The following is a 25,402-nucleotide window of genomic DNA, read 5'->3' as shown; positions in this document are numbered from 1 at the left end:
ATGAGCCTGCCTGCTGAATCCGTGATGACCCTGACCGTCCGTGCCGTCCTCTTCGACATGGACGGCACCCTGGTGGACTCCACCGCAATCGTGGAACAGGTCTGGAGTGAATTCGCGGGCCGCTACGGACTGGACATCGACCAGATCCTGCGGACCTCCCACGGGATCCAGGCTAGGGATACTGTGCGCCGCTTCGCTCCGGCAGGGGCTGACATCGACGCGCTGGTCGATGAGCTCGGTGAGATGGAACGGACGCGGATTGCCGGCATCGTGGCACTGCCCGGAGCGGCGGCGCTCTTGCGATCCCTGCCCGCCGACGCCGTCGCGCTGGTCACCTCGGCCGACAGGATCCTTGCGGGCGTCCGCATGCAGGCCGCCGGCCTTGAGATGCCGGCGACGGCGGTCACCTCCGAAGCCGTGACCCGCGGCAAACCGCATCCGGAAGGCTACCTCAGGGCGGCGGCGCTGCTGGGCGTGGATCCGATTGACGCCCTGGTGTTCGAGGATGCGCCGGCCGGCATCGCGGCCGGTCTTGCGGCGGGCATCCGCACCATTGCCGTGGGGTCAAAAACGGGCGAGCTGCCGGACGGCGTGCCGCAGATCCCCGATTACTCGTCCGTGTCAGCGACGGTGGGGCACGACGAGGACGGACGGCGGACTATTTCCTTCCGGCTTTGAGGTCCTGCACCACTTTGGCGATCCGCCGCGAGCCGGCCTCCTCGGTTTCAGCCTCGCCGATCGGCTCCACATGCCGCCGCGGGGCAGTGCGGTTCAGCGCGGCATAAAACGCCCGGGCTTCCGGCCCGGCAGCCTCGCACCGGTGAGGTTCTGCACGGTGGCCCGCCCACGGTCTGCGCATTGAAGTTGGCCAACCCACGCTGCCACGGCGCTCCGCGACCCGTCCGCAAAATTTGACCACCATTGCGTCATAAAAAAATGCCTTGGGCCCTGAATCACGCGGATTCAGGGCCCAAGGCCAGCGAAAAGTGGTTGGAACCGGAGAGCAGGCTATGAGCCAGAGATGCCCGGCGCCGGGCTTGGTTTTAGTACCAGTTGTTGGCGAGGTGGAAGTTCAGTGCCTCACAGGGTGAGCCGTAGCGTTCCCCGATGTAGCCCATGCCCCAGTTGATCTGGGTGCGGTAGTTGGTGCGGTAGTCCGCGCCGGCGCTCGCCATCTTTTCGGCAGGCAGGGACTGAACCACCCCGTAGGCGCCGCTGCTCGCGTTCGTGGCCGTGGTGGACCACTCGGATTCCTTGGTCCAGAGCGTGTTCAGGCACTGCATCTGGTCCGCAGCCCAGCCGTGGGAGCCAAGCTGGCTTGCGGCATATGCCTGCGCGCCGGCGGGGTCGTTCACGGCTACTGCCACTGCGGGCTTCGCGACGGGGGCGGGCTTCGCGACGGGAGCAGCCGGCTTGGCAGCGGGAGCCTCTGCGGACTGCGGAGCAACGCTTGCTTTCGCGGGAGCAGGCTGGGCCGAGATTCGGGTCTTCTCGAAGTTCAGCCTGGGTGCTGCCGTGGACTCGGCTGCGGCAGGCTCTGAGACGGCTTCAGGGGTTTTCGGCTCAGAAGCGTGGCCTGCAGCGCCGACGCCGATCAGCACGGCGCAGGCAGTGGTGACCACTGCGGCGCGCTGCCGGAAGGACGGGGTGTTTCCCGGCCGGGCCAGCCCTGATGCGGGCTTCGCCGCGGCTTCGGTGGCTGCCGTGGCTGTTTCGTCACGGTGACGGGAGAGCCGCCGGCGGCCGTGGGACTGCGTTGACGCGCCGCCGGGGCGCGTTTGTACCTTGGATTTAGACATGGTGATTAGCCTCTCAACACCTGCGGAGTTAGCTGTCGGGTTCGGATGAGGTCATCCGGCCACACGGAACATCACGTGATGGCTTCACCCCAAGGGCGGCTGCGGAAATTGCCCGGGACCGTGGGTCCCCCGCCTCTGCCTGGTCAAGCGGAATCCGGGAAGCGGCAGAGCTTGGCGTCCATCCGGATATACGGCCCGAACGGGAGCCGTACTCAATCGACGGTACAGGAGGCGAACGCTTAAGTCACATTTTGGTAACAGAGATCACGACGCCGGTGCGTCGCCTTGTGCTTTCGACTGAGAAGGTAGTCGCAGGGCGAATTCGGTTCGTCCGGGACGTGACGTCACTTCAACAGTGCCGCCGTGGGCTTCCATAATCGACTGCACGATGGACAGGCCAAGGCCGCTTGTCCCTTCGGATGCGGCTGGTCCGGAGCAGGCGGGAAGGGTGCCTGCCCGGGCGGCGTCTGCACGGGCGAACCGGGCGAAAGCGCGGCCGACAAACTCCGGCGCGATGCCGGCGCCGTCGTCCGTTACCGTTACGACGGCACTGCCGTCGGCGGAGCGCATCACGCCGGTGACCACGGTGGTTCCGGGCCCGGTGTGCTTGCGCGCGTTGGACAGCAGATTGACCAGCACCTGGTGCAGCCGCGAGGGATCGCCGCGGACCACCACGGGGTCCTCCGGGAGCTCCAGACGCCAGCTGCGGTCCGGGGCTATGACCTTCTCATCGCTGACGGTTTCGACCACGAGCTGGGTGAGGTCCACTTCGCTGAACTTCAGTGGCTGGCCCTCATCAAGCCGTGCCAGGAGCAGGAGGTCCTCCACCAGGGTTGTCATCCGTTCCGACTGGCTCTGTACCCGTGCCAGCGACTTTGTCCCGTCCGGCGTGAAGTTCTCTGTCATGCGCAGCAGCTCGGTGTATCCGCGGATGGCCGTCAGCGGAGTGCGGAGCTCGTGCGAGGCGTCGGCCACAAACTGGCGCACCTTCATCTCGCTCTGCTGCCGCACCTCAAGCGCGTTGGAGACGTTGTCCAACATCTGGTTCAGCGCGTAGCCCACGCTGCCCACTTCCGTTCCGGGGTGGGCGTTCGACGGCGGAACGCGCACCCCGAGCGCCACCTCGCCGGCGTCGAGCGGTAGCCGCGAAACCTGGGTGGCCACCTCGGACAGCTGCTCCAGCGGCTTCATGGTGCGTCGGATGAGGACGGTCCCGGCGAGGCCGATCAGCACCAGTCCGCCGAAGGACACAATGACCATGGTCCACACCAGCGAGGTGAGGGTGCTTTGTTTGGCCGCAAGCGGCAAGCCTGTGAGAATCACCTCGCCATAGGGCGTTTCCACGGCCACCAGCCGGTAGGCGCCGGTGGACAGGGTCCGGTCAACCGGGTTTCCGTCCTCTTTGAGGTCCAACAGCACATGGTCATCGTCCGGGGAGAGTGCGGCCCTGCTGGCGTCAGAAGCCAGGAAGCCGGCACTGCTCACCTCGCCGTTCTCGATGCGGGCGAAGAGGGTCCCCACACCCTGTCCTCTCGCCTCCAGCGGATCGGGGCGGCCGCTCGGATTGCCCTTCGGAGGCTTGCCGGCGTCATTGGAAATACGGGAGGCCTGGCTAAGCCAACCGCGGAAAGGGTGGGCACAGCCTAGTCCGCCGGCTTGATGACATAGCCCGCACCGCGGACCGTGTGGATCATGGGCGGGTGGACGGCGTCCACCTTCTTGCGAAGGTACGAGATGTACAGTTCCACAATGTTGGCCTGGCCGCCGAAATCGTAATCCCACACACGGTCCAGAATCTGAGCCTTGCTGATCACGCGCTTGGGGTTCTCCATGAGGTAGCGCAGCAGCTCAAACTGGGTGGCCGTCAGCTGCAGTTCGTCGCCGGCGCGGGTGACCTCGCGGGTGTCCAGATTCAGAACCAGGTCTCCCACCACCAGTTCAGCGGTGTCCATGGCGGCTACTCCGGAGCGCTGGACCACGCGGTGCAGACGCAGGAGGACTTCCTCCATGCTGAAGGGCTTGGTCACATAATCGTCGCCGCCGGCCGCCAGGCCGGTGATGCGGTCCTGGACGGCATCCTTGGCCGTCAGGAAAAGCGCAGGCACCTCCGGCGCAAAGGCGCGGATCCTGCTCAGCAGCTCAACGCCGTCGAACCCAGGCAGCATCACATCGAGCACCAGGACGTCAGGGCGGAACTCCTTGGCGAGCTTGACGGCCGCGGGGCCGTCGCCGGCTACGGCAACGGACCAGCCGGCCATCCGGAGCCCCCTGCTCATGAGTTCGGAAAGACTGGGTTCGTCGTCAACCACCAGGGCGCGGATGGGGGAGCCGTCCGGGTGGGTGAGCTGGGGAAGGTTGTTTGTCGTGGAGTGCGAAGTGGCCATGTGACAACTCTCCGATCTGCTGGTCAGCCGGCGCTGTGGGGATCCTGTGCGCATGCTGTGAATCCCAGCCTAGCGAGCTGGACGGGGTCCGGCGGGGCTTCGGGCGTGGTTCGAGCTGACCATTGCGGGCTTTGCGGGCATTGCAGTTATCGCGGCCGGCGCCGGCGTCTCAGGGCGCAGGGCAGCCCTCTCCTGCCGCCCCGGCCGGGCCAGGGGCTCCGGCGGTCTAGAAATCTTCGTCCAGATAGCGTCATGGCTGGACTTCCCATGAATTGGGAGAGCGGAATTTTCACAATGAATTGCTTGGTGAATATTTAGAGCTCAAGAGTCATCTTTCTCGAAGATTCTTCGGAAATTAAGGTTTTCCGATCGATCGTTCTGAAAAACAACTGTTATTTTATTGGGCTTGCAGAATCGTGACTTGGACCACAAATCCGGATTCTGTCTCACGATGCGGACGCGTGGGTCCATTGTTACTTGCAAGTTCCCATTGTTACGTTGCACACTTCTAATTGTGAACAAGAACTCAACAGCACCTGCAGCCGCAGACTATTGGCCCAGCGCACCCGCTGACGCCGACATGCGTTGTTGTCGAATGCACGCCTAACTTTCCTACCCCCGAAAAAGTTTTTAGGCATTCGCCCCCTGCCCAGCGTCGGGCGCCCTCCCCAGATCTCATTGCGGGGAACCTAGCATTCGAGCCGCGATGACGGCCATTCACATTGAGGTAAGCATTCCATGTCAGTTGCATCCGGATACGTCCACATCTCCGTCCGTAACGCCAGCAAGACCGGTCAGCCCTCCGGTCTTCGCCAGGGCTTCGGCGCCCGGCCGGCTTTCGCCCCCGCCGGCCCCGGCAACAGCTTCGCGGCCCCCGGCTATGCGCCGCAGGGCTACAACCCGAATTCGTACGGCCAGCTCCGGGCCGTTCCCGCCGCAGAAGCAGCACCGATGACCGCGCCCACGCCGGTCATCGCAGGTGCCAACGGCAACTCCGTCCGGCCTGTGCCCAACGACAACGTGGCCCGCGGATTCGTCCTCTACATGGGCATTGATGAGGAAACCGCGGCCGCCGCCGGTACATCCATTGCCAAGCTCGCCCAGGAAATCCGCGCCTACGCCCAGTCGCTGGTCTCCGGTGCAGAGAGCTACGCCGCCGTTGCAGTGGCGCCGGCCAGCGCCCCCGGTTCCGCGCTCGACGTCGTCCGTTCCACTTTTGGTGATCCCACGGTCAACGCACGCCAGCGCTCCGAAAGCGCCCGGCTGCAGCAGGCCCAGGAACCCCGCCCGTCCGGCGTCCTGATTGACCTGGCCCGCCGCGAAGTCCACCTCGACGGCGAATCCCTTAACCTGACGTTCAAGGAATTCGAGCTGCTCAACTACCTCGTAGAGAACGGGACCCGGACAGTCGGCCGCGACGAACTGCTTGAGGGCCTGTGGCGCAATGCCGAAGAGGTGCCCAACGAGCGCACCATCGACGTCCACATCCGCCGCCTCCGCTCGAAGCTGGGACGCCTCGCCAATACCGTGCGTACAGTTCGGGGCCAGGGCTACCGCTTTTATGAGCACCCCGAAGTAGTGGTCTGGGCCGCTCCGGAATATTCCATCTAGTTCCCAACCACGCCTAAAGGCGGCACGATCCCTTTGCGGCTGCGCTCGTACCTCACGCAACAACGCCGCTGACGGGATGTGCCGCCTTTTGCGTTGGAGTTGGGGCCCCGCGAGCATGTGCCTCCGCGGCTGAATTACCCAACTGACTCGCAGTTGGTGTCGTTTTGACGCCCCTAAGCGACAACGATTGCGAGTCAGTTGGGATAGTAGGGTTGGGGCATGAGCGGGCATCACATTAAGCGGCTGGTCATCATGCGCCATGCCAAGGCCGACTGGCCCGGAGGCGTGGCCGACCACGACCGGCCGCTGGAAGAGCGCGGCCACCGCGAGGCGCCGCTGGCCGGCAAGTGGCTGCTAAAGCACGGTGTGGTTCCCGATTTCATCCTGTGCTCCAGCGCCCTACGTACGCGTCAGACCTGCACGTGGGTGTGTGCGGAACTCGGGGATAAGGCCCCGACGCCGAAACTGGAGGACGGACTGTACGCCACTTCCGCGCTGCGGATGCTCGCCGTCGTTAACCAGGTTCCGGACACCGTCACCACGCTCATGCTGATTTCCCACATGCCCGGAGTGCAGGACCTGGCCATGCATCTCGCCTCACGTGACTCCAGCCACGACGCCTACATGGACGCCGCCACCCGCTTTCCAACAAGCGCGCTGACCGTTATGGAGACCGACAAGACCTGGGCTGAACTGGATGGCCAGGACGCCAGGCTCACGCACTTCAAGGTACCCCGCGCACATTAGCGGATTCAGCCCCAAGGCTCCGCGGGAATCCACTTGCCTAGTGGGGCAGTCCGATTGCCAGTGCAGTTTCGCGGAGAAGGCCTGCCACATGCCGGATACCTGGGCTGGCCGCCATGGTCCTGCGGTGCACCATGCCCACTTGCCGTGCCTGCACCGGATTCACCACGGGCACGGCCACCACACCGGAGGGTAAGGCGGGCCGGCCCAGCCGGGGCACCAGTGCCACCACAACCGCGTGTTCCACGAGGGCGATATGCGTTGAGAAGTCAGGATCGTAGACCTTGATATCAGGCACCCGGCCCAGGTCAGCAAAGATCCGCAGCAGTGCCTCGTTGCAAATGGCGCCCTGCGGAGTGCTGACCCAGTGCTCGTCCAGCAGCTCGGCCGGCTCCACGGATTCGCGGCCGGCCAACGGATGGCTGCTGTGGACGAGCAGGTCCGCGATGTCCTCGCACAGCCACTCAAGGGTCATGTGTTCCGGGATGACCAGCGGCACGGAGTTCCAGTTGTGGACGATGCCCAGATCCGCCTCGCCGTTGGCCACACGCGCCACAGCCTCGCGGGGATCCTCGGCCAGCACGCTGATGTCCAGTTCCGCACCGGTTCCGGTCCCGGAGAGGCTGCCAAGCATGGGCCCCACCAGTCCACGGCAGGCTGTGGAGAAGGAAACAAGCTTCAAACGGCCGCTAGGCTTCGCCGGATCTGCCAGCAGCGTGGACTGCAGTTCCTCCAGTTCGGCCATGATCCTGCGGCCATAGGCAGCCAGTGCCAATCCGCGCTCGGTGAGCAGCACGCCGCGCCCACGGCGCTCCAATACCGCGATGCCGGTCTGCTTCTCAAGTTTTTTGATCTGCTGCGACACGGCGGACGGGCTGAAGCCCATAACGTCGGACGCAGCGATCACGGAGCCGTGCTGTTCGATCGCGGCCAGGGCGCGCAGCGAAACAATGTCAATCATGAAGTAAATGTACATGGTTCCTTAGCAAATTCAACGCTGGTGCTTCATGCTGAAGACTGTCAGAGTGAGTGCGTGAACCTACGTCATTCAGCCCTGGCAGTCCTCGTCGCCGCCCTCTGGGGCATCAACTTCGTGGCCATAGACTTCGGTCTGCACACAAACGGCAGGGAAGTGCCACCGTTGCTTTTCGTTGCCATGCGCTTTGTCCTGGTGGTGTTTCCCTGGATCTTCTTCATCAGGAAACCGGACATCAGCTGGAAGGCGATCATCGGCGTCGGGCTCTTCATGAGCGCGGGCCAATTCGGCCTGCTGTACCTGGCCATGGCACTGGGCATGCCTGCCGGGCTGGCGTCGCTGGTGCTGCAGGCCCAGGTCCTGCTCACTGTTTTGCTGGCCGCCGGATTCCTCGGAGAGCGGCCCAGCGGGCGGCAACTGGCCGGCGTCGTCCTCGGTGTGACGGGGCTGGCAACAGTGGCAGTGGGGCGCAGCGCGGTGGCGCCGATCCTGCCGCTCATCATTGTGCTGGGCGCCGCGCTGTCCTGGGCAGCCGGCAACATCATCGTACGGAAGGCCAAAGCCGCGTCCGGGCTGGGGCTTGTGGTCTGGTCCGGGGCGGTGGTTCCGCTGCCGCTTGCGGGACTTTCGCTGATCATCGACGGACCGGCCGCTTTCGCCGTGACGCTCGGGGACCTGCAGCCAGCCACCATCCTGAGTGCCATGTATACGGCCATTTTCGCTTCCCTCGTGGGCTACGGGATCTGGAACCGGCTGCTCAGCATCTACCCGTCGTCGGCGGTGGTGCCGTTCACTCTGCTGGTTCCGGTGGTGGGCATGACGGCGGCGTGGCTAGCGCTCAGTGAGGTGCCGTCACCGGCCGAATTGGCCGGCGGACTGCTGTTGCTCGGCGGAGTTGCGACGGCGGTGCTCCGCTTCCGTTCGCCGGTGAAAGCCGCGGATCAGCGGCGGGGTTCCGGCTTGGCGGCCGGTTTGCGTGCGGCAGACTTGGGCCCAGAGGCCCTGGGCACAGAAGACTTGGCCGCCGGCTTGCGGACCGAAGACGCGGGCGACGCCGGACGCTTGGCTGGCGTTGCCGCCACCCGGGAACTGGGCACCCGTGAAGCGGGCACCCGTGAAGCGGGCACCCGTGAAGCGGGCAGCCGCGAAGCGGCACCCCGAGAGGTCGAGGTTCCCTGAGCCGGGCGCTGCCCCGGCCTGGCCGCTGGACGAGCTGCTGGACGAGCCGCGGCGGATGCCGGCCGCCGCTTGGACGTTGAGATCCTGGAACGTGCACGCAGCCGCTTGCCGGCAGGCCACACAGCTCCGCCGAACAGCACCAGCAGCGTCAGGGACCCGGTGACCGCCGCCAGGTAGAAGTAGATGTCCGAATCCTTGGTGGTCACCGCCGTTCCGAGGGCTGCCGCGTCCTGGTTGAACGCAAGCCCCCACATGCGAAGGAACGCAATGGTGAAGCCGATGAACAGGCTGGTCCCCAGGCTGCCCAACACCACGGCCAAGTACCGCCGTCGGGCAAAAACTTCCGCGACGGATGCCACGTAACCAACCGCCACCACACCCAGAAACGTGAACATCACCGCTTCTTCCAGGGTGATGGCCGTCAGCACCAGCATGCCCAGGGCAGCAAAAACCGCTCCGATGGCGGTCTTCCCGCTGTTACCCATGTGGCCCATGGGACTAATCATCGCTGACGGGAAGGCTACTTCACCACGTAGCCGCGCATGATAGCCATGATGGCTGCAACACTTTGGTCACGGGTGCGCTCGGGGCTGTACGTCTGCCGGTCAAGTCCCACCACAAAGCAGGCTCCGAAGATGGCCGTCTCCAGGCTGCCGCGGGAGATCGACCGGTCCACGGTGTAAACGGCAGCCACGCCTTCGATGGCCGCGCCGATCACTTCCAGCAGCCGGCTCCGGAGTTCGGCAAACGTGTCCTGCCATTCGCTGGGCGTGCGCCAGTTTTCGCTGACCCAGAGCCGGGCAAAGGACGGGTATTCCGCCATGAAGTCCATAGCCTGGCCGATCATCGCATCCATGGCCACCAGCGGATCAGCGGAATCACCCCTCACGCTCAGAAGCCGGGCCAGCAGGATGTCCACACCATGGCGGAGCAGCTGCGCGATGAGATCGGACTTGCTGCCGAAGTTGTAGTAGACGGTCCCCTTGGAGACGCCGGCCGCAGCGGCGATTTCATCTACGGTCACTCCGGCCGCGCCGCGTTCGCCGATCAGCTCCATGGACGCCTCGAAGAGCTTCTGTTTGGTCACGTTGGTGCGTTCCGGGCGGAGCTTCTTCTCGCCGGATTCAGCGGCACCGGATTGCGGCGTGCCGCTCTCCAGCGTGCTCATACGGCGATCTCCGGTTTCAGGGTCTTCAGGGTCCAGAATTTGTGCTTGTGGACAGCCAGCGTGGACAATGCGGCTCCAAGCAAGGTGTAGCCAAGGAGGCCCAGCACGGTGGGGAGAATCATGGACAGGTCCGCGCCATAGATCAGGTGCCGCATGCCGGTCACCACATAGCCCATGGGCAGGATCTCGTGCACCACATGCAGTGGCTGCGGAGTGGTCTGCCAGGGGAACGTGCCGCCGGATGACACCAGCTGCAGCACCAGAAGAATGAGCACCACCAGCTTGCCGGGCGATCCGAGCAACGCCACCACGCCCTGGATGATGGCGCTGAACGCCATGGCTGCGGCCAGCATGAACAGCCACATCAATACCGGATGCGCCGGGTTCAGCCCCAGCCCCACATCTACCACCAGGGTCAGCAGGCTCGCCTGCACCACTGATACGGCCAGGAACGGAAGCCAGCCCCCGACGGCGATTTTCCACGCCGGCGCGTTCGACGCCAAGGCCCGCTGGGTGATGGGACGCATGGCCTGGATCAGCATAAACACACCGATCCACAGGGCCAGGGTGAGGAAGAACGGGGCGAGTCCGGCCCCGTAGGAGCTGGCTTTCGCCTGCGAGACGTTGCTGACGGCAACCGGGTCCGCAATGACCTCGGAGAGACTGCTTTTCTGGGCGTCGTCGGGGTTGGGCACCTGGCCGGCGCCTTTGGCGATCTCGGCGGCCAGGGTCCGGGAGCCCTGGGCTGCGGTTCCCGCGCCGCTCTCAAGCCTGGCCGCGCCGTCGTCGAGCTTCCGCGCTCCTTCGGCGAGCCTGCCCGCACCGTCCAGCGCGGTCTGTTCGCCCGCCGCCAGCGTGGCCGAACCAGTGTGGAGCTGGTCGGCACCGCTTGATGCCTGGACGATGGCATCCTTCAGGGCGGGGGTGGCACCCGCCAACTGGGCGGCGCCTGCACTGACGGCCGCGGAGCCGTCCGAGAGCTGCTGGATCTGGGCGGCGTCGGTCTGGATTTTTGCCTTGGCATCGGCAACCGGGCTGGACACGGCAGCCGCATCAAAGTCAGCCAGGATCTGATCCGCCTGCTCCTGGGTCAGGACCCCGGCGGCAATCAGGCGGCTGTTTGACTCCACCACACGCGTCCTGACGCCCTGGTCAGCGGCTTCGAGTTGCCCGACGACGTCCTGAACTTTTGTGTTAAGCGCGGCATTGCCGGCGGCCACCTGGGCCGCGCCGTTGGCAAGCGTCTGGGTATCGGTTGGCAGGGTAGACGTTTTGTCCTTCAGCTGCGTCAACCCGCTGCTGAGCTGGCCGGCACCCGAGGTCAGCTGATTGGCGCCGTCCCGGAGTCTGACCTGTCCGTTGTACAGCTCGCCGACGCCGTTGCTCAGCTCGGTGGTGCCCGCGTGAAGCGTCACGGTGCCGTCCCGGAGCGTGGCAACACCGTCGGCCAGCTTCCCCGCGCCGTCGGCCGCCTTGAGCATCTGTGAATGGATGGTGCCGAACCCGGTGAGCAGCTGGGTGGCCGTTTCCTCGCCCACTTCCTTGGCCACGGTGGAGTGAACGGCGGTGGTCAGCTTGTCCACGATGGTGCTCAGGAGGTAGTTGTTGGCATCGTTGGTGGTGACGTTCAGCATGGCCTGGCTGGCGGAGTCGAAGCTGCCGGGGGACACCAGATTTGTGGAGAAATCCTTGGGGATCTTGAGCGCGAACGCGTACTTGCCGCTGCTGACTCCCTGATCGGCTTCCTCCGCGGTCGGCACCGTTTTCCAGTTGAACACATGCCCGTCAACCAGGCTGTCCGCCACCTTTTTGCCTGCCTGCAGCTCGGTGCCGTCGCTCGACTTGGCACCCGCGTCCTCGACCACCAGAGCAGCATCGATCTGGTTCAGATTGCCGTACGGATCCCAGTTCGCGTAGAGGTACACGGCGCCATACAGCAACGGCACCAGGGCCAGGGCCAGGATGGTCAGCTTGGGCAGCAGCCCGCCGGTCATGCGCTTGAGTTCGGAGCGGGCCAGCCGCAGCACAGTCACTTTACGTCCTCGGTTTCGAGTCGGGTTTGATTCGGTTCTACGGGCAGGATTGCGTCGGCCCGGGCTGATCCGGCATGGCGGACTGAGTTGCCGATCACCGCGGCAGGTCCAGTCCAGTTGTCCGGGAGGGCAGTAACGGTGGCGACGACGGCGAGCGGCCGGCCGCCGTCGTACGCCAGCCTTTCGAGGCGCGGAAGCCAGTTCGCAACATCTGCGCCGTGGCGGTCGGGGGAGTCCACCACCAGGAGGTCGGTGTGCGGGTTGGCCAGGGCCAGGGCGGTGAGAAGTTCGATCCGGCGTTCCGGCGGGAGCTGCTCCGCCCACAGGTCCGCGATATCCTCGAAGCGGTTGACCTTGAGCCACGGCTTGCTCAGGAGCGCGCCGCGGTAGCGGCGGGGGATCAGGGCCAGGTCCTCGGTGACCAGATCGCGCACGCTCAGGTGCTGTTCGGGTTCGTTGACACCAGGGGAATCCACGATTGCGCTTGCGAGGCGGAGCGGCTTGATCCTGGCCTTGCCGTCCCAGCTGATGAGGCCGTCGGTGGGCTTCATCCGGCCGCTGAGGGTGAGTGCGAGTGCCGTGCGCCGGTCCTGGCGATCGCCGGAAACGAGCAGGAGTTCGCCGCGCTTGGCCTGCAGTGAGGTGGGCGGGAGCAGATCATCCTGTCGACCGTTCACATGGAGCTGTTGTACGGAGAGCAATGGTGGCCTTTCGCAGATTGTTTATCCACACCAAGGCTAACCGAACTGACTGGTCAGTTCAAATAGAATGTCTGCCATGTGACCAAACAGTCAGCATGAACGGACACTTGAGGCCCAAAAACGCACAGACATCGCCGGATTCGGGGGCCCCACGTGTCCGTTGGCGCTCCTTGATCTAGAGGCCGTAATCTTCGAGCAGCCGGAGCCAGACTTCGCTGATGGTGGGGTAGGCCGGGACCGCGTGCCACAGCCTGTCAAGCGGCACCTCGCCCACCACCGCAATGGTGGCGGCGTGCAGGAGCTCGGCCACATCAGGGCCTGCAAACGTTGCGCCGAGGAGCACCTTCCGGTCTTCGTCGACCACCAGTTGGGCCCAGCCCTCATAGTGCTCGGCGTGCAACGAGGAACCGGCAACGGCAATGGGGAGCTCCACGGAGGATACGTTGTATCCGTCCTTCTTGGCCTGCTGCACGGTACGGCCCACGTTCGCCAGTTCCGGGTCAGTGAAGACCAGGTTCGGGACGGCGTGCTCGTTGGCGGTATGGGCGTAGCGGCTCCACGCAGCCGGCGCCCCGTGCAGTTCACCTTTTGCCCGTGCCGCGATGGCATCGCCGGTGGCACGGGCTTCGTATTTGCCTTGGTGCGTCAGCAAAACCTTGCCGGCGGCGTCCCCAACCGCGTAGAGCCAAAGGCCGCTGCCGCCGTCGTTCGCTGCTCCCTCAACGAGACCGGTGGAATCGGTGGTGAGCTTCAAAGGCTTGCCGTCCGGTGCCGCCAGGCCCAGGCTTTCCAGTCCGAGTCCTTCCAGCGCAGGGTGCCGCCCGGTGGTAACCAGGAGTTTGTCCGCCGTGATCGTGGCGCCGCCGTCGAGCGTGAGGGTGACGGATCCGTCGTCGTTTTCGTAGACGCTCTTTGTCCCGGTGTTGAGGTGCAGTTCCACACCGTCAGCGCGGAGACCGGCAGCCACCAGTTTCGCTGCTTCTCCGGGGAAATTGCCCAGCAGCCCGTGCCGGGCCACCAGGGCAACGTCCGATCCCAGACGCGCAAAGGCCTGGGCCAGTTCTGCCCCGGCAACTCCGCCGCCCAGAACAGCCAGCGTTTCGGGGATCTCCTGGGCGGAGGTGGCTTCGCGGGTGCCCCAGAATTCCAGCTCGGCCAGGCCGTTTATGGGCGGCATATTGGGGGTCGAACCCGTTGCCAGCACGACGGCGTGACGCGCCGTGAGCGCGTAGCTGTTGCCGTCCAGCCCGGCTACGTCCACTGCTCGGGGCCCCGTGATCCAGCCGTGTCCGCGGATCAGCTCGATTCCGGTGTCCTCAATCCACTTGACCTGGCTGTCATCCTGCCAGTTGGAGGTGAAGTAATCCCGGCGCTTGAGGACGGCGGCGGCGTCGAGGGTCCGGGTGACTGCTTTTTTCGCACCGGGCACCGTCTGGGCGCCGTGAAGAGCAGTTCCGGGGCGGATCAGGGCTTTGGACGGCAAGCAGGCCCAGTACGAGCATTCTCCGCCCACGAGTTCGGCTTCGATCAGGACCGCCGTCAAGCCACCCTGGACCACACGGTCCGCGACGTTTTCCCCCACAGCCCCTGCGCCGATCACAATGACATCGAATTCACGCTCAACAACCTGTGCCGTCATGGCAACAGCCTACGCCCCGCCTCACCCGGGTTTTTGTCCCGATAACGCCCGGCGGTTTCTTGGAGTCGATGCAACGGATGCTTGAATTCGAGGGGGTTTCCCCGATGTTTCGAGGCTTTTGCAGAACGCTGGACGGAGCGCCGCGCTCACCGTTGAGCCGGGCTCCCGGCGTCGTTGTCGAGGCAAGGGGCCGGCCGCTGGATCCGGATCAGGAACCAGCGGTGCCCGGTACTGACCCTCGTCTCCGACGGGGTGCCTGGCGCGGCGTGAATGGCGATAATTCACAGCCAGGGGTGCCGGTCCACAGCCCTGACCTCACCTCTGCCTGCACCCCCCCCCGACCCGATCCTGGACCTCGCCGAAGCCAAAACTACTCCCCCTACCTCTACGCCAACGGCGACCCCGTTAACCAGTCCGACACCAGCGGGCTCGCACCCAACGGACCTTGGGTAACGGACGGCCCCGGGGCCGGCCAGCACCACCACAACGCCACCGTCGGCAAACCCGTAGCCTACGTGCCCGACCCGGCCCCAGGTCTTCGTGCCCACCCCGGCATTCGCGCGCCGCCCAGGCAAGCAGCTGGTGGAACTGGGAAACCGTCGGCATGGTTGCCGGAATCGTTGCCCGTGTGGCGCTCTGCGCCGGGACCGCCGGTGTCGGCTGCGTCGTCGCCGGGGCATTCGTACTAAGGAACATACGTAGGCCAGTCCCGAAACATACCCAGGCGGCTTGCAGAGCACGTTCGAGACAGAAGGACAACCGTAGACCAAGCCGCAGCGGCGGAAAGAACTGCCGTTTCCGGGGGAAAGAAACAGCGCGAAATTGTAGAACAAAGGCAATTGATGGACTTGGTGGAATCAGCAACCTCGCCAACAGGGTTAATCCGATTGGACCCAAGCGATTTGCTCTCATGCCTGACCAGCCTTATGTACGGTAGAGCCATGGACGACATTGGGTTTGAGCTGGCGCATGTTGACGACGGGATAGACCTGGTTGTTAAGGGTATCTGGACCACAGCCTGTACCGAGGTGCTGACCGCCGGTCACGCCGACGGTTTGGTGCTGAACTATGCCCTCGGGTACGCAGAGCCGGACCTCGATTTTCTCCGCGAATGGCCAATCAAACGGCTCAAAATTCTAGACAGGAGCGTCACCGATCTTTCTCCCATATACCGGCTAGCCGCGACCCTCCGCAAGCTAGAGGTCCTGACGGCGCCTTCAGCGACGCTGGACCTTTCCCTGTTGTCAGGGCTCCAAGATCTCGGCGCAGGCTGGGGGCAGGTACGCGACACGATTTCAGACGTTCCTGAGCTCAAACGCATATTTGTTCTGTACTTTGACGCTCCTGACCTGACCGTCTTCAAGGCAAACCCGCTATTGGAGAGCATCCGGATGAAGGACCGACCCAAGATCCAGTCATTGAAAGGCTTTCAGGATCTGACTCAATTGGGTGAACTCGGTATATTCCGTGGCTCACGGCTGAACGATATTTCAGGCTTTGACTCGACCACGGAGAACACGGTCCTTCACACGCTGAAATTGGAAGCCTGCCGGAAAGTCACAAGCTTGGCACCGATTCGGAACCTTAGATCGCTCAAGACCCTGAACATCGGCGACTGCGGTGACATCGACTCACTTCATCCACTCTCTTCACTGCAATACCTCGAGGAACTCTTCGCGTACGGCACAACGAAGGTCCAAGACGGCGACTTAAGTCTCCTGCTGGCGCTGCCGCGTTTGCGGGTCGTCCGTATCCGCCCCCGCAAGTCCTACCGGCCAGCGGTTGGGGAAGTTGAGAACCATGTGGGAATCTCTTAGATCGCTTCCACTGCCGACATGTGTGGATGAAGATCCCTAGGGGATTTCCATCTGGAAGCCGCAGCCGCAGTGCAGGACTTTCGTTCGCAGGTAGACCTCCAGCAGCTCCACTGCGGGTCGTGCGGTGTGCACCGGCGCGTAGATGCTGCGCAGATCGTTGCCCTGGGTCGTCATCGGTTCACCGCAGTGGATGTAGTCCCCGCCGAACTGCAGAACACCGGGTTCGGTTTCGCTGCGGTTCAGAATCGGGGCCATCTGGGCGTGCGGGATGGAGATGGTCGACATCTGTCGTGCTCCTCTGTCTGAGGGAACATGACCTGTCATCGGGTTCTCCGCGGTGTGTTCCCAGCACAAAGCTAAGCCCGGGCGCACGCGAAGACAAGCAAAATCAACAAATCTGCTTTCTGCGCCCTGCCAAGGAGGCACGCGGGAAACCTGCAAGGACGTCCCTGCTGCCGGGGTTCCGCCAGAGGTTGCAGCATAGGCAAGATGCTGGGAGTCTCGCGCCCCGCGGTCTACGGAAATCTCACATGGGTCGGACTAATGTGGGGACATGGACACCGCATTGGACACCATCCGGGACCGCCCTGTCTGTGGTGCCATTACAACGCACTGCTGAAGCTGTTGCAGGACATCGGGACGTTCGATGTTGAGGCGAAGAAAACCTCCCTCACCAAGGATCCTCTGGAGGACGGACGGATCTGACGCAGCGAGCGGGTCTCCGCCAACCGCGTCCACAATGAGATTCTCGTTGCGTCAGATGCAGAAGTCGACGCCCAATTGCGGAGCTGGCTTGGGCAGATCTACGCACTGACCGAACAGGCTGTTGACTCCCCTTGTTCTGTAGGAACAAGATGTTTTCATCCTGCCCGCCGGCGCTCTTGGAGCGCACAGGCAACGGGCACCTTTTGAAGGAGATTCCTATGCCGATCATTGAAGAAAGTGTTTTCATTTCACGTAAGCCGGAGGACGTATTCGATTACGTCAACAAGGCCGAAAACCTGCCCGCCTGGGACTCATCGATCGTCCGGGCCGGGCAAATCGGAAGCGACCCGGTCAAGCTAGGCACCCGCGCGCGCGGAACCAGTAAAATCCTGGGAAGGAATTTCGATTGGACCACCGAAGTCACCGAGTTCGAATCGCCACACCGGCTCGCTTACAAGTCTGTGGAGGGCAAGCTCGGCTTCACGCTCACCAACACCTTCGAGTCGGCCGACGGCGGAACCCGCTTCACCTACCATGTAGACGCGGCATCGGGTCTGGGTGGAATCTTCGGACGTCTCGGCGACCCGCTCGTGCAGAAAGCGCAAGCGCGCACCGTTCGGGCAAACCTTGAGACGCTCACCGAGATCCTCACCGAACACCCTCGTGACTGACTTTTGTGCAAACGCGAAGGACAAGACAGGAGGCGGAAGGCAGCCATTCCTGACTGGATCGGGACAACGGTGAGTCGTCAAACTCTCGTGAGTCATATTTTTGTCGGATAGGACCATTAGCTCGATGCTCACGACGAGTTGAAACGGCTACCGACTCACTTGCTATCGAGTTCTTCTGAATTCATGGCTCCGTCGTACTCGTAGGGACATAAACTGGAGTCACAAGTGCCACGGAGACGGGAAACCTTGCGTGCCGGGTGTCGTCCCCGAGCGCCGTGCCACGCGGAGGAGGAACTGTGGTCAGGTCTGCACAGAGCGTGCTAATCGATCGGAGACCGGAGGTAGTCTTCCGATATGTTGCCGATCTCCGCAACGAGCCGAACTGGCACGTTGACGTCGCCTCGGTGGACGCCGCGACCGATCCAGTGCCGGTAGTCGGTAAGTCCTACCCCCTAAAATTCAAGCCGTTCATGGGCAGGACCGACGGCACGTTCACGGCACTTGAAGTCGAGCCTGGCGCGCGGGTGTACAGAGCGGACTTCGCCGGGCTTCAGCCCCGGATCACCTACACGATCGAGCCGGCCGCCGAAGGGACCCGCTTCATCCGCGCCGTCGAAATGCGGCCGCGCGGGCTCAAAATGCTGATGACGCCGATGATGGCATTCATGGTTCCGCACCGGAACAAGGTCTTCGTTCACAACCTCAAGAACGTGCTCGAACGCTGACCAGCACCCGTTGTTGCAACACTCGCAGGTCATTCCACTATGCCCGCTCACTTTTCAGCGCCTGGCATGCCTATGAGCCCCAGGGCCATACCATGGTGTTTCCCGAAACACCATGGGATTTGAAGCCGGCTTTTTGCCGTCGCTGGACAAAAACCCTGCGGATGGCGCGGCGAAAAGAGCCAAAATACCTATCAAGGAGGTGGGACATCCGATATTGTATGATGTGAATCACTACATGTATTCAGCGCGCGCATGCCGTTGGCTCAATATAGACCGTACTGATGCCGGGTCCCGGGATTCATTCAACTGAATGAATCCCGGCCGGCACAGTGCTTCTGCAAGGAGAACGATGACAACCGCAAGTGTCGTTCCGCCGGCGAGGTTCAGTGCACAGGCCCGCCTCCGGGCCCTGCAGGCGGACATCATGGAACTGATCCTTGCGCGCGAGCTCGAGGCCGGGGACCCGTTGCCCACCGAGAATGAACTGTCCGTTGCACTGGGGGTCGGTCGGAACACGCTGCGGGAATCCCTCAAGGTTCTGCAGGCCCTGGGGGTCATTGAGATCCGCCATGGCTTCGGCATGTTCGTGGCGCCCAGCAACTTTGAAGCACTGGCAGACGGCCTGACCTTCCGGGGCCGGCTGTCACTTCGCCATCAGGGACTTGAAGCGCTCCAGCTCGTTGACGTGCGCCAGGTGCTCGAATCCGGACTGATCGGCGGTTCCATCGATGTTATGACCGCAGGGCAGCTGGCCGCCATCGAGGAATCCGTGGTCCGGATGGAGGGGCTGGCAGCTGCGGGCGAGAACTTCGTCGAAGCCGACGCCGAGTTCCACAGCCGCCTGTTCGAACCCCTTAATAATGCGCTCCTGATCAACCTGATGGGCGTGTTCTGGAAGGTGTACCGGAAAATCCACGTGGAAATCGGTGCCGGTTCGGATTCCGAGGATCTTGTGGCCACAGCGGCACTTCACAGGAACATCTACGCTGCCGTGGCGGCGGGGGACAGGGTCCAGGCGGCGGAGCGGCTCAACCGCCACTTCGACGGCATCCGCAGGCGGATCACGGACGTCGTTTCGGAGTGAAATTCCTGTGGTCCGGCCGTGGTGACCCAAGGGTAATCGGTTAAAGCAAAGGTCCGCACCGGCTAACCGGTGCGGACCTTCATTCTGTGCGCCCAGAGGGATTCGAACCCCCGGCCTTCTGTTCCGTAGACAGACGCTCTATCCAGCTGAGCTATGGGCGCATCTTGTGGTTCTTGGAGCATTTCTGCTGTCCCCGAACCTCGAATTACTTTACGCGAGGTTTGCCTGTTGTTCCAAATCGTGAGGGGTGTAATCTAGCCGACTAGACCGGTCTACGTGACCTTCGTCACTAATTTTTGGGATTGAAGGACGGGGATCGTTGATTTCCCGCGGATCTCAGACACCGCACGCCAGGACATCCCATGTCTGACTTCAAAAATGCCGGCGGCATGCCAAATAGCATTTAGCACACACCACTGAACCCGAGGAAGGGAACCGCAATGGGCGATCTGGCGCGACTGCCGCTGCTTGAGAAGGCACCCACCACGCATGCTGGCCTGCTGGCATGGGTTGAAGAGGTAGCTGGCCTGACCCAGCCGGACCGCATCCATTGGGTTGACGGATCTGAAGACGAAAACAATCGGCTCACTGACGAACTCGTGGCCGCCGGAACGCTGACTCGGCTGAACGAAGAGCTTTTCCCCAACTCCTTCGCCGCGTTCTCGGATCCAGCTGACGTTGCCCGTGTGGAGGAACAGACGTTCATCTGCTCCGAAAACGAGCGCGACGCCGGCTTCACCAACAACTGGATGAAGCCGTCGGAGATGAAGGAGAAGCTCCGCGGGCTCTTCTCCGGCTCCATGCGTGGCCGCACCATGTACGTCATCCCGTTCGTGATGGGCCATCTCGACGCCGAGGATCCCAAGTTTGGTGTTGAAATCACGGACAGCGCCTACGTTGTTGCCTCCATGCGGATCATGGCCCGAATCGGCACCGATGTGCTCAACCGCATCACCGAGACCAACGCATTCTTTGTGCCGGCGCTGCACTCCCTTGGCGCTCCGCTGGCACCAGGCGAGGCCGACGTCACCTGGCCGTGCAACCCGGACAAGTGGATTGTGCACTTCCCCGAGGAGCGCTCCATCTGGTCATTCGGTTCCGGCTACGGCGGCAACGCGCTGCTGGGCAAGAAGTGCTACGCCCTGCGCATCGCCTCGGTCATGGCACGCGACGAAGGCTGGCTGGCCGAGCACATGCTCATCCTCAAGCTGACCTCGCCGGAACAGAAGACCTACTACGTCTCCGCCGCCTTCCCGTCTGCCTGCGGCAAGACCAACCTGGCTCTGCTGGATCCCACCATCGAAGGCTGGAAGGTCGAAACCCTTGGTGACGACATCACCTGGATGCGGTTCGGCAAGGAAGGCGAGCTCCGGGCCAGCAACCCTGAAGCAGGCCTCTTCGGCGTGGCTCCCGGCACCGGCTGGGGCACCAACCCCAATGCAATGCGCGCCATCGCCAAGGGCCACAGCATCTTCACCAACGTGGCGTTGACCGACGACGGCGGTGTGTGGTGGGAGGGCATGACGGAGGAAGTGCCCGCGCACCTTACGGACTGGCAGGGCAACGCCTGGACCCCTGGCTCCGACCAGCCCGCGGCCCACCCGAACTCGCGATTCTGCACGCCGATCGACCAGATCGACATGCTGGCCGAGGAATACAACAGCCCGGACGGCGTGGAGCTCTCCGCGATCCTGTTCGGCGGACGCCGCAAGACCACCATTCCGCTCGTCACACAGGCCCGCAGCTGGTCCAACGGAATCTTCATGGGATCCACGCTGTCCTCCGAAACCACCGCCGCGGCGGCCGGCCAGGTGGGCGTGGTCCGCCGCGACCCCATGGCCATGCTGCCGTTCATCGGGTACGACGCCGGCGACTACCTCAGGCACTGGGTCAACCTGTCGGCGAAGGCCAACCCGGAGCGGCTGCCCAAGATCTTCCTGGTCAACTGGTTCCGCCGCACGGCCGATGGCGGCTTCGCCTGGCCCGGATTCGGGGACAACGCCCGCGTCCTGAAGTGGGCCATGGAACGGCTCGAAGGCAAGGCTGATGCCGTCGAGACCCCCATCGGTTTCGTGCCGACCGGAGACTCGATCGACCTCACCGGGCTGGACATGACCCCCGCGCAGGTGGAGGACGCCGTTCGCGTGGATCCCGCTGAATGGGCCGCCGAGCTGGCGTCCATCGAAGAGTGGTACGCCAACTTCGGTGATTCGCTGCCGCAGGCGCTGCAGTCCGAACTGGCCGGCCTGAAGGCGCGTCTCAGCTAGGTTATCTGCGCAAGCACGACGGCGGCTCCGCACCTTTTCTCAAAGGTGCGGAGCCGCCGTCGTGCTGATCTTGGGACTAGTTGGCCAGCCAGATGTCCGGGCCGAAGACCTCGTAGTGGATCTTCGTGGCGGGAATCCCGGCGTTGATCGCCTCATTGCGGATGTGCTTCATGAACGGCAACGGCCCGCACAGGTACAGGGACGCGTCGGCCGGCAGATCCACCTCGCGCAGGGACATGAAGCCCTGCCGCGTTCCGGCTTGTGGCTCCTCGAGCCAGAGCTGGAGATCGGCACCGTCCAAACGCTCGACGTCGTCCGTCATCTGACCGCGCAGGGCCCAGCTGTCCAGCGTGCTTTCGGCGTGCAGCACCAGTATCTGGCGCTCGGACCCGGATTCGGCAAGGGACCGCAGAATGGACGCCGTGGGCGTGCAGCCGATGCCCGCGGAGGCCAGGACCACCGGACCGTCATCGTCTTTGAGCGTGATCTCTCCGTACGGGTTGGAGATCTCCAGGATGCTGCCCACCTCGACGCCGTTGTGCAGCACCGGGGACACCTCGCCGCCGTCGTCCAACTTGGACGTGAACCTGCGGCTGGTGCCGGCGTCATCGGACAGCGAGTACTGGCGGACCTGCCGCAGCCCGTCGGGGAGGCGGACTTTCACGCTGACGTACTGGCCCGGGAGGGCAGGGGTGATGGGAGTGCCATCCGCAGGCTCCAGTGTGAAGGTCATGGCGCCTGTTCCGGCAGGAGTCTTCGCCGTAACTTTCCAGGGGCTCCACATGGTGCCGTTGGACTGGGCGCTGTACAAGCCCTTTTCGAGCTTGATCAGAGCATCGGCCATCAGCCAGTACACCTCGGTCCAGGCTTCGGCGATTTCAGGGGTGATGACCTCGGCCAGATCCTCGGCGATGGCCGCGAACAGGTGCTCATAAACCACCTGGTACTGGGGTTCCGTGATGCCCAGGGATGCGTGCCTGTGCGCGATTCGGGACAGCACCGTTTCTGGCAGGGTGCCGGGGTTGTTGACCAGATGGGTGGCGAAGGCTGCGATGCTGCCTGCCAGCGCCTGCTGCTGACTGCCATTGCGCTGGTTGGACCGGCTGAAGAGCCCGTCCAGCAGTTCGGGGTGGGCAGCGAAGAGCCGGGCATAGAACTTGGGCGTAATGGCGCCGATCCGGGAACCGACCAGAGGCAGGGTGGCTTCGATGATGGGGCGGGACTTGTCCGAAAGCATACGAACTCCTGAGGTAGTGACCCGGGTCTGGGTCCGGACCGCGATTCAAATACTGGTATTTGAAATACAAGTATTCCTGACTCAGTTCTACACCTCGTAGAAAACATTCCCTAATCGGGCGGAACTCAAGGGCCCGGACGAAGACCGATGGACTGGAAGAGAGGCGTCATCTGCCGTGACGTGGGCAAGGTTGCAACTATGACGTCGTCGAGTTCGCGGTAAAACGCCTCCCGGGCGCGGGAGAGCAGGGCCCGCAGCCGGCACTCGTTGATGAGCGGGCAATGTCCGGCTTCATTCAGACATTCGGCAGGATCGGTACGGTCGTCCAGTTCCCTCAGGAGTTGCCCCACCGTGGCGCGGCGGCCCGCTTCACTGAGCCGGGAGCCGCCGTTCCTGCCGCGTTCGACATCGATCAGGCCCAGTCCGCGGAGCTTGGCCATCGACTTGCTGACGTGGTTGTAGGGCGTCCCCACGGCGTCGGAAATGCTCTGTGTGGTCAGCAGGCTTCCTTCGGGGGCGGCGGCGAGCACCATCAGGGCACGCAGGCTCACATCGGCAAAGGCATTGATCTTCATGGCGCCAGCCTCCGGCCGGTCTAGTCCACCCAGATGGCGGGTTCGTTGGTATCAGCAGCGAGCTGGCCGAACTCCCACTCATGGGATGCTTGGATGGCGGCGTATGGCAGCACGGCCGCGAACACGGAGCCGTCGCGGTGTTCCGTTGCCACGTGGATGGCGTCCGAATCTTCCTCCATCAGGGTGATGTCGCAGACAATTGCGGCAGCCCGGAAGTCCTCGCGGTTCTGCCGGAGCAGCTCCGTGAGGTCGCTGATCATGGAATCAGCATCGAAATCGTCATCCGAGCCGTCGCCGGCGCCAGCCGGCGACACCGCCACAAGGCGGACCTCGCCGTCGTTTTCCACCACCAGCGCGAACGGCAGGAAACCGCCGTTGCGTTCCAGCTGTTCCTGGGCGGCGCCCATGCCGGTACCCAGCAGGTTCTCCAGATCGTCGGCCGTCGCTTCAGCAACGGATTCGCGCCAGGACGACTCGGCCTCGGTCGCGTTTGAGGCAGTTGCGTCAGTCACGCCGGGCCTAGCCTCGGACCTGTGCAAGGACGCGGTCACGCACGCGTTCCATGGTGGCCCTATCCGTGGCTTCGGCGTTGAGGCGCAGGAACGGCTCGGTATTGGAGGGGCGCAGGTTGAACCAGTAGCTGCCATCCTTGGCGGTGAAGGTGCTGCCGTCCAGGGTGTCGATCTCAACATCCTCGCCTGCGAAGTCGGCACGGACGCGTTCCACGGCTCCGGCCTTGTCCTCGATTTCGGAGTTGATTTCGCCGGAGGAGATGTAGGGTTCGTATTCGCGGCCGAGCTCGGACAGGGGGCCGTCCTGCTCGCCGAGAGCTGCCAGCACGTGCATGGCGGCCAGCATCCCGGTGTCTGCGTTCCAGAAATCGCGGAAGTAAAAGTGGGCTGAGTGCTCGCCGCCGAACACTGCGCCTTCCTCGGCCATAACAGCCTTGATGAAGGAGTGGCCAACACGTGTGCGCACTGCGCGGCCGCCGTCGTGCTCTACAAGTTCCGGCACCGCGCGGGAGGTCAGCAGGTTGTGGATGATGGTGGGAGTTTCTTCGCCGAGTGCCCTGGCCCGCGCGATTTCGCGGCGGGCCACCATGCCGGTAATGGCCGACGGCGAGACGGCGTCGCCGTTTTCGTCTATGACAAAGCAGCGGTCGGCATCGCCGTCGAACGCCAGGCCGATGTCAGCGCCGTGTTTGACCACGGAAGCCTGCAGGTCACGCAGGTTTTCCGGCTCGAGGGGGTTGGCCGGGTGGTTCGGGAATGAGCCGTCCAGCTCGAAGAAGAGCGGGATGATTTCGAACGGCAGCCCGGGCAGCAGGGTGTCGCCGAGGACTGCGGGGGTGGTGAGTCCGGCCATGCCATTGCCGGCGTCAACCACTACCTTCAGCGGGCGCGAGCCGGTGAGGTCAACCAGCTTGCGGAGGTATTCGGAGTAGTCCTTGAGGACATCGTGGACGCCGATGCGGCCGCGGGTGGCGGCGGGGGGAATGGCGCCGGCGTTGAGGTATTCCTCGGCGAGGGCCTGGATCTCCTTGAGCCCGGATTCGGAGGAGATGGGCTGGGCGCCAGCCTTGGCCATCTTGATTCCGTTGTACGCCGCCGGATTGTGGCTGGCGGTAAAGGTGGCGCCGGCAGCGTTCAGCGAACCGCAGGCAAAGTAGAGCTCATCAGTGGAAATCAGATCAAGAAGCTGCACGTTGGCTCCGCGCGTTGCGGCGCCGTCGGCAAAGGCCTTGCTGAACTCGGGGGAAGAGGGGCGCATGTCACCGCCAACCAGGACGGTCTGGCCTTCCAATTGCAGCACGTCAACAAACGCGGCGCCCACGGCTTCGACGATTTCCGCGGTGATGGATTCGCCCACAATGCCTCGGACGTCATACGCCTTGAAGGATGCAGAGAGGTCAAAAGTCTTTGTCTGTTCGCTAGTCACGCGTCTTATCTTACGGGGAACACGGGAGGTCCCTGTGGAGGGGAAGTCGTGTGTGGATATGTGTCCGGTCCGCGGCCATCCTCGGCCGGATTGTCCACATAGGGAGTCGCCAGGCTTTTGGGTGTCAGGGGTGGCTGGGATACTGAAAC

General features: G+C 63.7%; 23 protein-coding genes, 1 tRNA gene, 1 pseudogene and 1 riboswitch. Of the genes and pseudogenes, 10 read left to right on the top strand and 15 right to left on the bottom strand.

From position 1 onward, the window contains the following. Complete coding sequence (locus tag V3C33_04095) at positions 1 to 678, top strand: HAD-IA family hydrolase (protein XAS68499.1); 678 nt, start codon at positions 1 to 3, stop codon at positions 676 to 678. Here the strand turns inward: V3C33_04095 and V3C33_04090 are convergent. The 4 genes and pseudogenes from V3C33_04090 to V3C33_04075 all read right to left on the bottom strand — a co-directional run bounded on the left by V3C33_04090 (position 659) and on the right by V3C33_04075 (position 4,183). Then, positions 659 to 859, bottom strand: coding sequence for a YdeI/OmpD-associated family protein (locus V3C33_04090; GenBank protein XAS68498.1), 201 nt, complete (start codon positions 857 to 859; stop codon positions 659 to 661). The two genes, V3C33_04095 and V3C33_04090, sit on opposite strands and share 20 nt — an antisense overlap. Before the next feature lie 184 nt (positions 860 to 1,043). Then, positions 1,044 to 1,799: a hypothetical protein gene (locus V3C33_04085; GenBank protein ID XAS68497.1), complete on the bottom strand. Its 756-nt coding sequence runs from the start codon at positions 1,797 to 1,799 to the stop codon at positions 1,044 to 1,046. A 5-nt stretch (positions 1,800 to 1,804) separates the two neighbouring features. After that, positions 1,805 to 1,969, bottom strand: a riboswitch (cyclic di-AMP (ydaO/yuaA leader). A 94-nt stretch (positions 1,970 to 2,063) separates the two neighbouring features. Then, positions 2,064 to 3,416, bottom strand: a pseudogene (locus V3C33_04080) (HAMP domain-containing sensor histidine kinase). Positions 3,417 to 3,442: 26 nt separating this feature from the next. Further along, the gene (locus tag V3C33_04075) at positions 3,443 to 4,183 is read right to left on the bottom strand and encodes a response regulator transcription factor (protein XAS68496.1); all 741 of its coding nucleotides are present in this window, start codon (positions 4,181 to 4,183) and stop codon (positions 3,443 to 3,445) included. 738 nt (positions 4,184 to 4,921) lie between these two features. On the opposite strand from V3C33_04075, the gene V3C33_04070 reads away from it, so the two are divergent. Further along, on the top strand, positions 4,922 to 5,794 hold the full coding sequence (locus V3C33_04070) for a winged helix-turn-helix domain-containing protein (protein ID XAS68495.1): 873 nt from the start codon (positions 4,922 to 4,924) through the stop codon (positions 5,792 to 5,794). Between the two features lie 219 nt (positions 5,795 to 6,013). Then, positions 6,014 to 6,541 (top strand): histidine phosphatase family protein, encoded by a 528-nt coding sequence (locus V3C33_04065; GenBank protein XAS68494.1) that lies wholly within the window; start codon positions 6,014 to 6,016, stop codon positions 6,539 to 6,541. A 37-nt stretch (positions 6,542 to 6,578) separates the two neighbouring features. On the opposite strand, the gene V3C33_04060 is transcribed toward V3C33_04065, so the two are convergent. After that, on the bottom strand, positions 6,579 to 7,499 hold the full coding sequence (locus V3C33_04060; GenBank protein ID XAS68493.1) for a LysR family transcriptional regulator: 921 nt from the start codon (positions 7,497 to 7,499) through the stop codon (positions 6,579 to 6,581). 72 nt (positions 7,500 to 7,571) lie between these two features. Between V3C33_04060 and V3C33_04055 the strand changes: the two genes are divergently transcribed. After that, on the top strand, positions 7,572 to 8,693 hold the full coding sequence (locus V3C33_04055) for an EamA family transporter (GenBank protein ID XAS68492.1): 1,122 nt from the start codon (positions 7,572 to 7,574) through the stop codon (positions 8,691 to 8,693). Between the two features lie 183 nt (positions 8,694 to 8,876). Continuing rightward, positions 8,877 to 9,056 (top strand): hypothetical protein, encoded by a 180-nt coding sequence (locus V3C33_04050; protein ID XAS68491.1) that lies wholly within the window; start codon positions 8,877 to 8,879, stop codon positions 9,054 to 9,056. A gap of 157 nt (positions 9,057 to 9,213) precedes the next feature. Here the strand turns inward: V3C33_04050 and V3C33_04045 are convergent, their stop codons facing one another. The 4 genes from V3C33_04045 to V3C33_04030 form a co-directional block, all read right to left on the bottom strand. Continuing rightward, positions 9,214 to 9,861: a TetR/AcrR family transcriptional regulator gene (locus V3C33_04045; protein ID XAS68490.1), complete on the bottom strand. Its 648-nt coding sequence runs from the start codon at positions 9,859 to 9,861 to the stop codon at positions 9,214 to 9,216. After that, a complete protein-coding gene (locus V3C33_04040) occupies positions 9,858 to 11,894 on the bottom strand; it encodes a YhgE/Pip domain-containing protein (GenBank protein XAS68489.1) in 2,037 nt (678 codons plus the stop codon). The genes V3C33_04045 and V3C33_04040 overlap by 4 nt, the downstream gene beginning before the upstream one ends. Next, positions 11,891 to 12,595 carry an ABC transporter ATP-binding protein gene (locus V3C33_04035; GenBank protein ID XAS68488.1) on the bottom strand — a complete coding sequence of 235 codons (705 nt, stop codon included), beginning with the start codon at positions 12,593 to 12,595 and terminating at the stop codon, positions 11,891 to 11,893. Before V3C33_04035 ends, V3C33_04040 begins: the two co-directional genes overlap by 4 nt. Positions 12,596 to 12,770: 175 nt before the next feature. Next, positions 12,771 to 14,234 (bottom strand): NAD(P)/FAD-dependent oxidoreductase, encoded by a 1,464-nt coding sequence (locus V3C33_04030; protein ID XAS68487.1) that lies wholly within the window; start codon positions 14,232 to 14,234, stop codon positions 12,771 to 12,773. Positions 14,235 to 15,175: 941 nt separating this feature from the next. Here V3C33_04030 and V3C33_04025 point away from each other — a divergent pair. After that, positions 15,176 to 16,051: a hypothetical protein gene (locus V3C33_04025; GenBank protein XAS68486.1), complete on the top strand. Its 876-nt coding sequence runs from the start codon at positions 15,176 to 15,178 to the stop codon at positions 16,049 to 16,051. A 36-nt stretch (positions 16,052 to 16,087) separates the two neighbouring features. Here the strand turns inward: V3C33_04025 and V3C33_04020 are convergent, their stop codons facing one another. Next, positions 16,088 to 16,336: a hypothetical protein gene (locus tag V3C33_04020; GenBank protein XAS68485.1), complete on the bottom strand. Its 249-nt coding sequence runs from the start codon at positions 16,334 to 16,336 to the stop codon at positions 16,088 to 16,090. Between the two features lie 638 nt (positions 16,337 to 16,974). Here V3C33_04020 and V3C33_04015 point away from each other — a divergent pair. The 3 genes from V3C33_04015 (at position 16,975) to V3C33_04005 (ending at position 19,236) form a co-directional block, all read left to right on the top strand. Beyond that, positions 16,975 to 17,427, top strand: coding sequence for an SRPBCC family protein (locus V3C33_04015; protein ID XAS68484.1), 453 nt, complete (start codon positions 16,975 to 16,977; stop codon positions 17,425 to 17,427). Between the two features lie 296 nt (positions 17,428 to 17,723). Further along, positions 17,724 to 18,152: an SRPBCC family protein gene (locus tag V3C33_04010; protein ID XAS68483.1), complete on the top strand. Its 429-nt coding sequence runs from the start codon at positions 17,724 to 17,726 to the stop codon at positions 18,150 to 18,152. A gap of 349 nt (positions 18,153 to 18,501) precedes the next feature. Continuing rightward, the gene (locus tag V3C33_04005; GenBank protein ID XAS68482.1) at positions 18,502 to 19,236 is read left to right on the top strand and encodes an FCD domain-containing protein; all 735 of its coding nucleotides are present in this window, start codon (positions 18,502 to 18,504) and stop codon (positions 19,234 to 19,236) included. An 87-nt stretch (positions 19,237 to 19,323) separates the two neighbouring features. On the opposite strand, the gene V3C33_04000 is transcribed toward V3C33_04005, so the two are convergent. Beyond that, positions 19,324 to 19,397 (bottom strand) — tRNA-Arg (locus V3C33_04000). Positions 19,398 to 19,676: 279 nt separating this feature from the next. Here V3C33_04000 and V3C33_03995 point away from each other — a divergent pair. After that, a complete protein-coding gene (locus V3C33_03995) occupies positions 19,677 to 21,503 on the top strand; it encodes a phosphoenolpyruvate carboxykinase (GTP) (protein ID XAS68481.1) in 1,827 nt (608 codons plus the stop codon). Between the two features lie 76 nt (positions 21,504 to 21,579). Here the strand turns inward: V3C33_03995 and V3C33_03990 are convergent, their stop codons facing one another. From V3C33_03990 to V3C33_03975, 4 genes are all read right to left on the bottom strand, one after another. Further along, positions 21,580 to 22,740, bottom strand: a complete 1,161-nt coding sequence (locus V3C33_03990; GenBank protein ID XAS68480.1) for a globin domain-containing protein — start codon at positions 22,738 to 22,740, stop codon at positions 21,580 to 21,582. A gap of 125 nt (positions 22,741 to 22,865) precedes the next feature. Next, the gene (locus V3C33_03985) at positions 22,866 to 23,315 is read right to left on the bottom strand and encodes an Rrf2 family transcriptional regulator (GenBank protein XAS68479.1); all 450 of its coding nucleotides are present in this window, start codon (positions 23,313 to 23,315) and stop codon (positions 22,866 to 22,868) included. Between the two features lie 20 nt (positions 23,316 to 23,335). Next, positions 23,336 to 23,827: a hypothetical protein gene (locus V3C33_03980; GenBank protein XAS68478.1), complete on the bottom strand. Its 492-nt coding sequence runs from the start codon at positions 23,825 to 23,827 to the stop codon at positions 23,336 to 23,338. 7 nt (positions 23,828 to 23,834) lie between these two features. After that, positions 23,835 to 25,253 carry a phosphomannomutase/phosphoglucomutase gene (locus V3C33_03975; protein XAS68477.1) on the bottom strand — a complete coding sequence of 473 codons (1,419 nt, stop codon included), beginning with the start codon at positions 25,251 to 25,253 and terminating at the stop codon, positions 23,835 to 23,837. Positions 25,254 to 25,402 lie beyond the last annotated feature (149 nt).

The organism is Micrococcaceae bacterium Sec5.7 (genome assembly GCA_039636785.1).
Classification (GTDB): Bacteria; Actinomycetota; Actinomycetes; order Actinomycetales; family Micrococcaceae; genus Arthrobacter.
The sequence above is the reverse complement of the archived record's forward strand: the minus strand, read 5'-3'. Positions and strand labels throughout refer to the sequence as shown.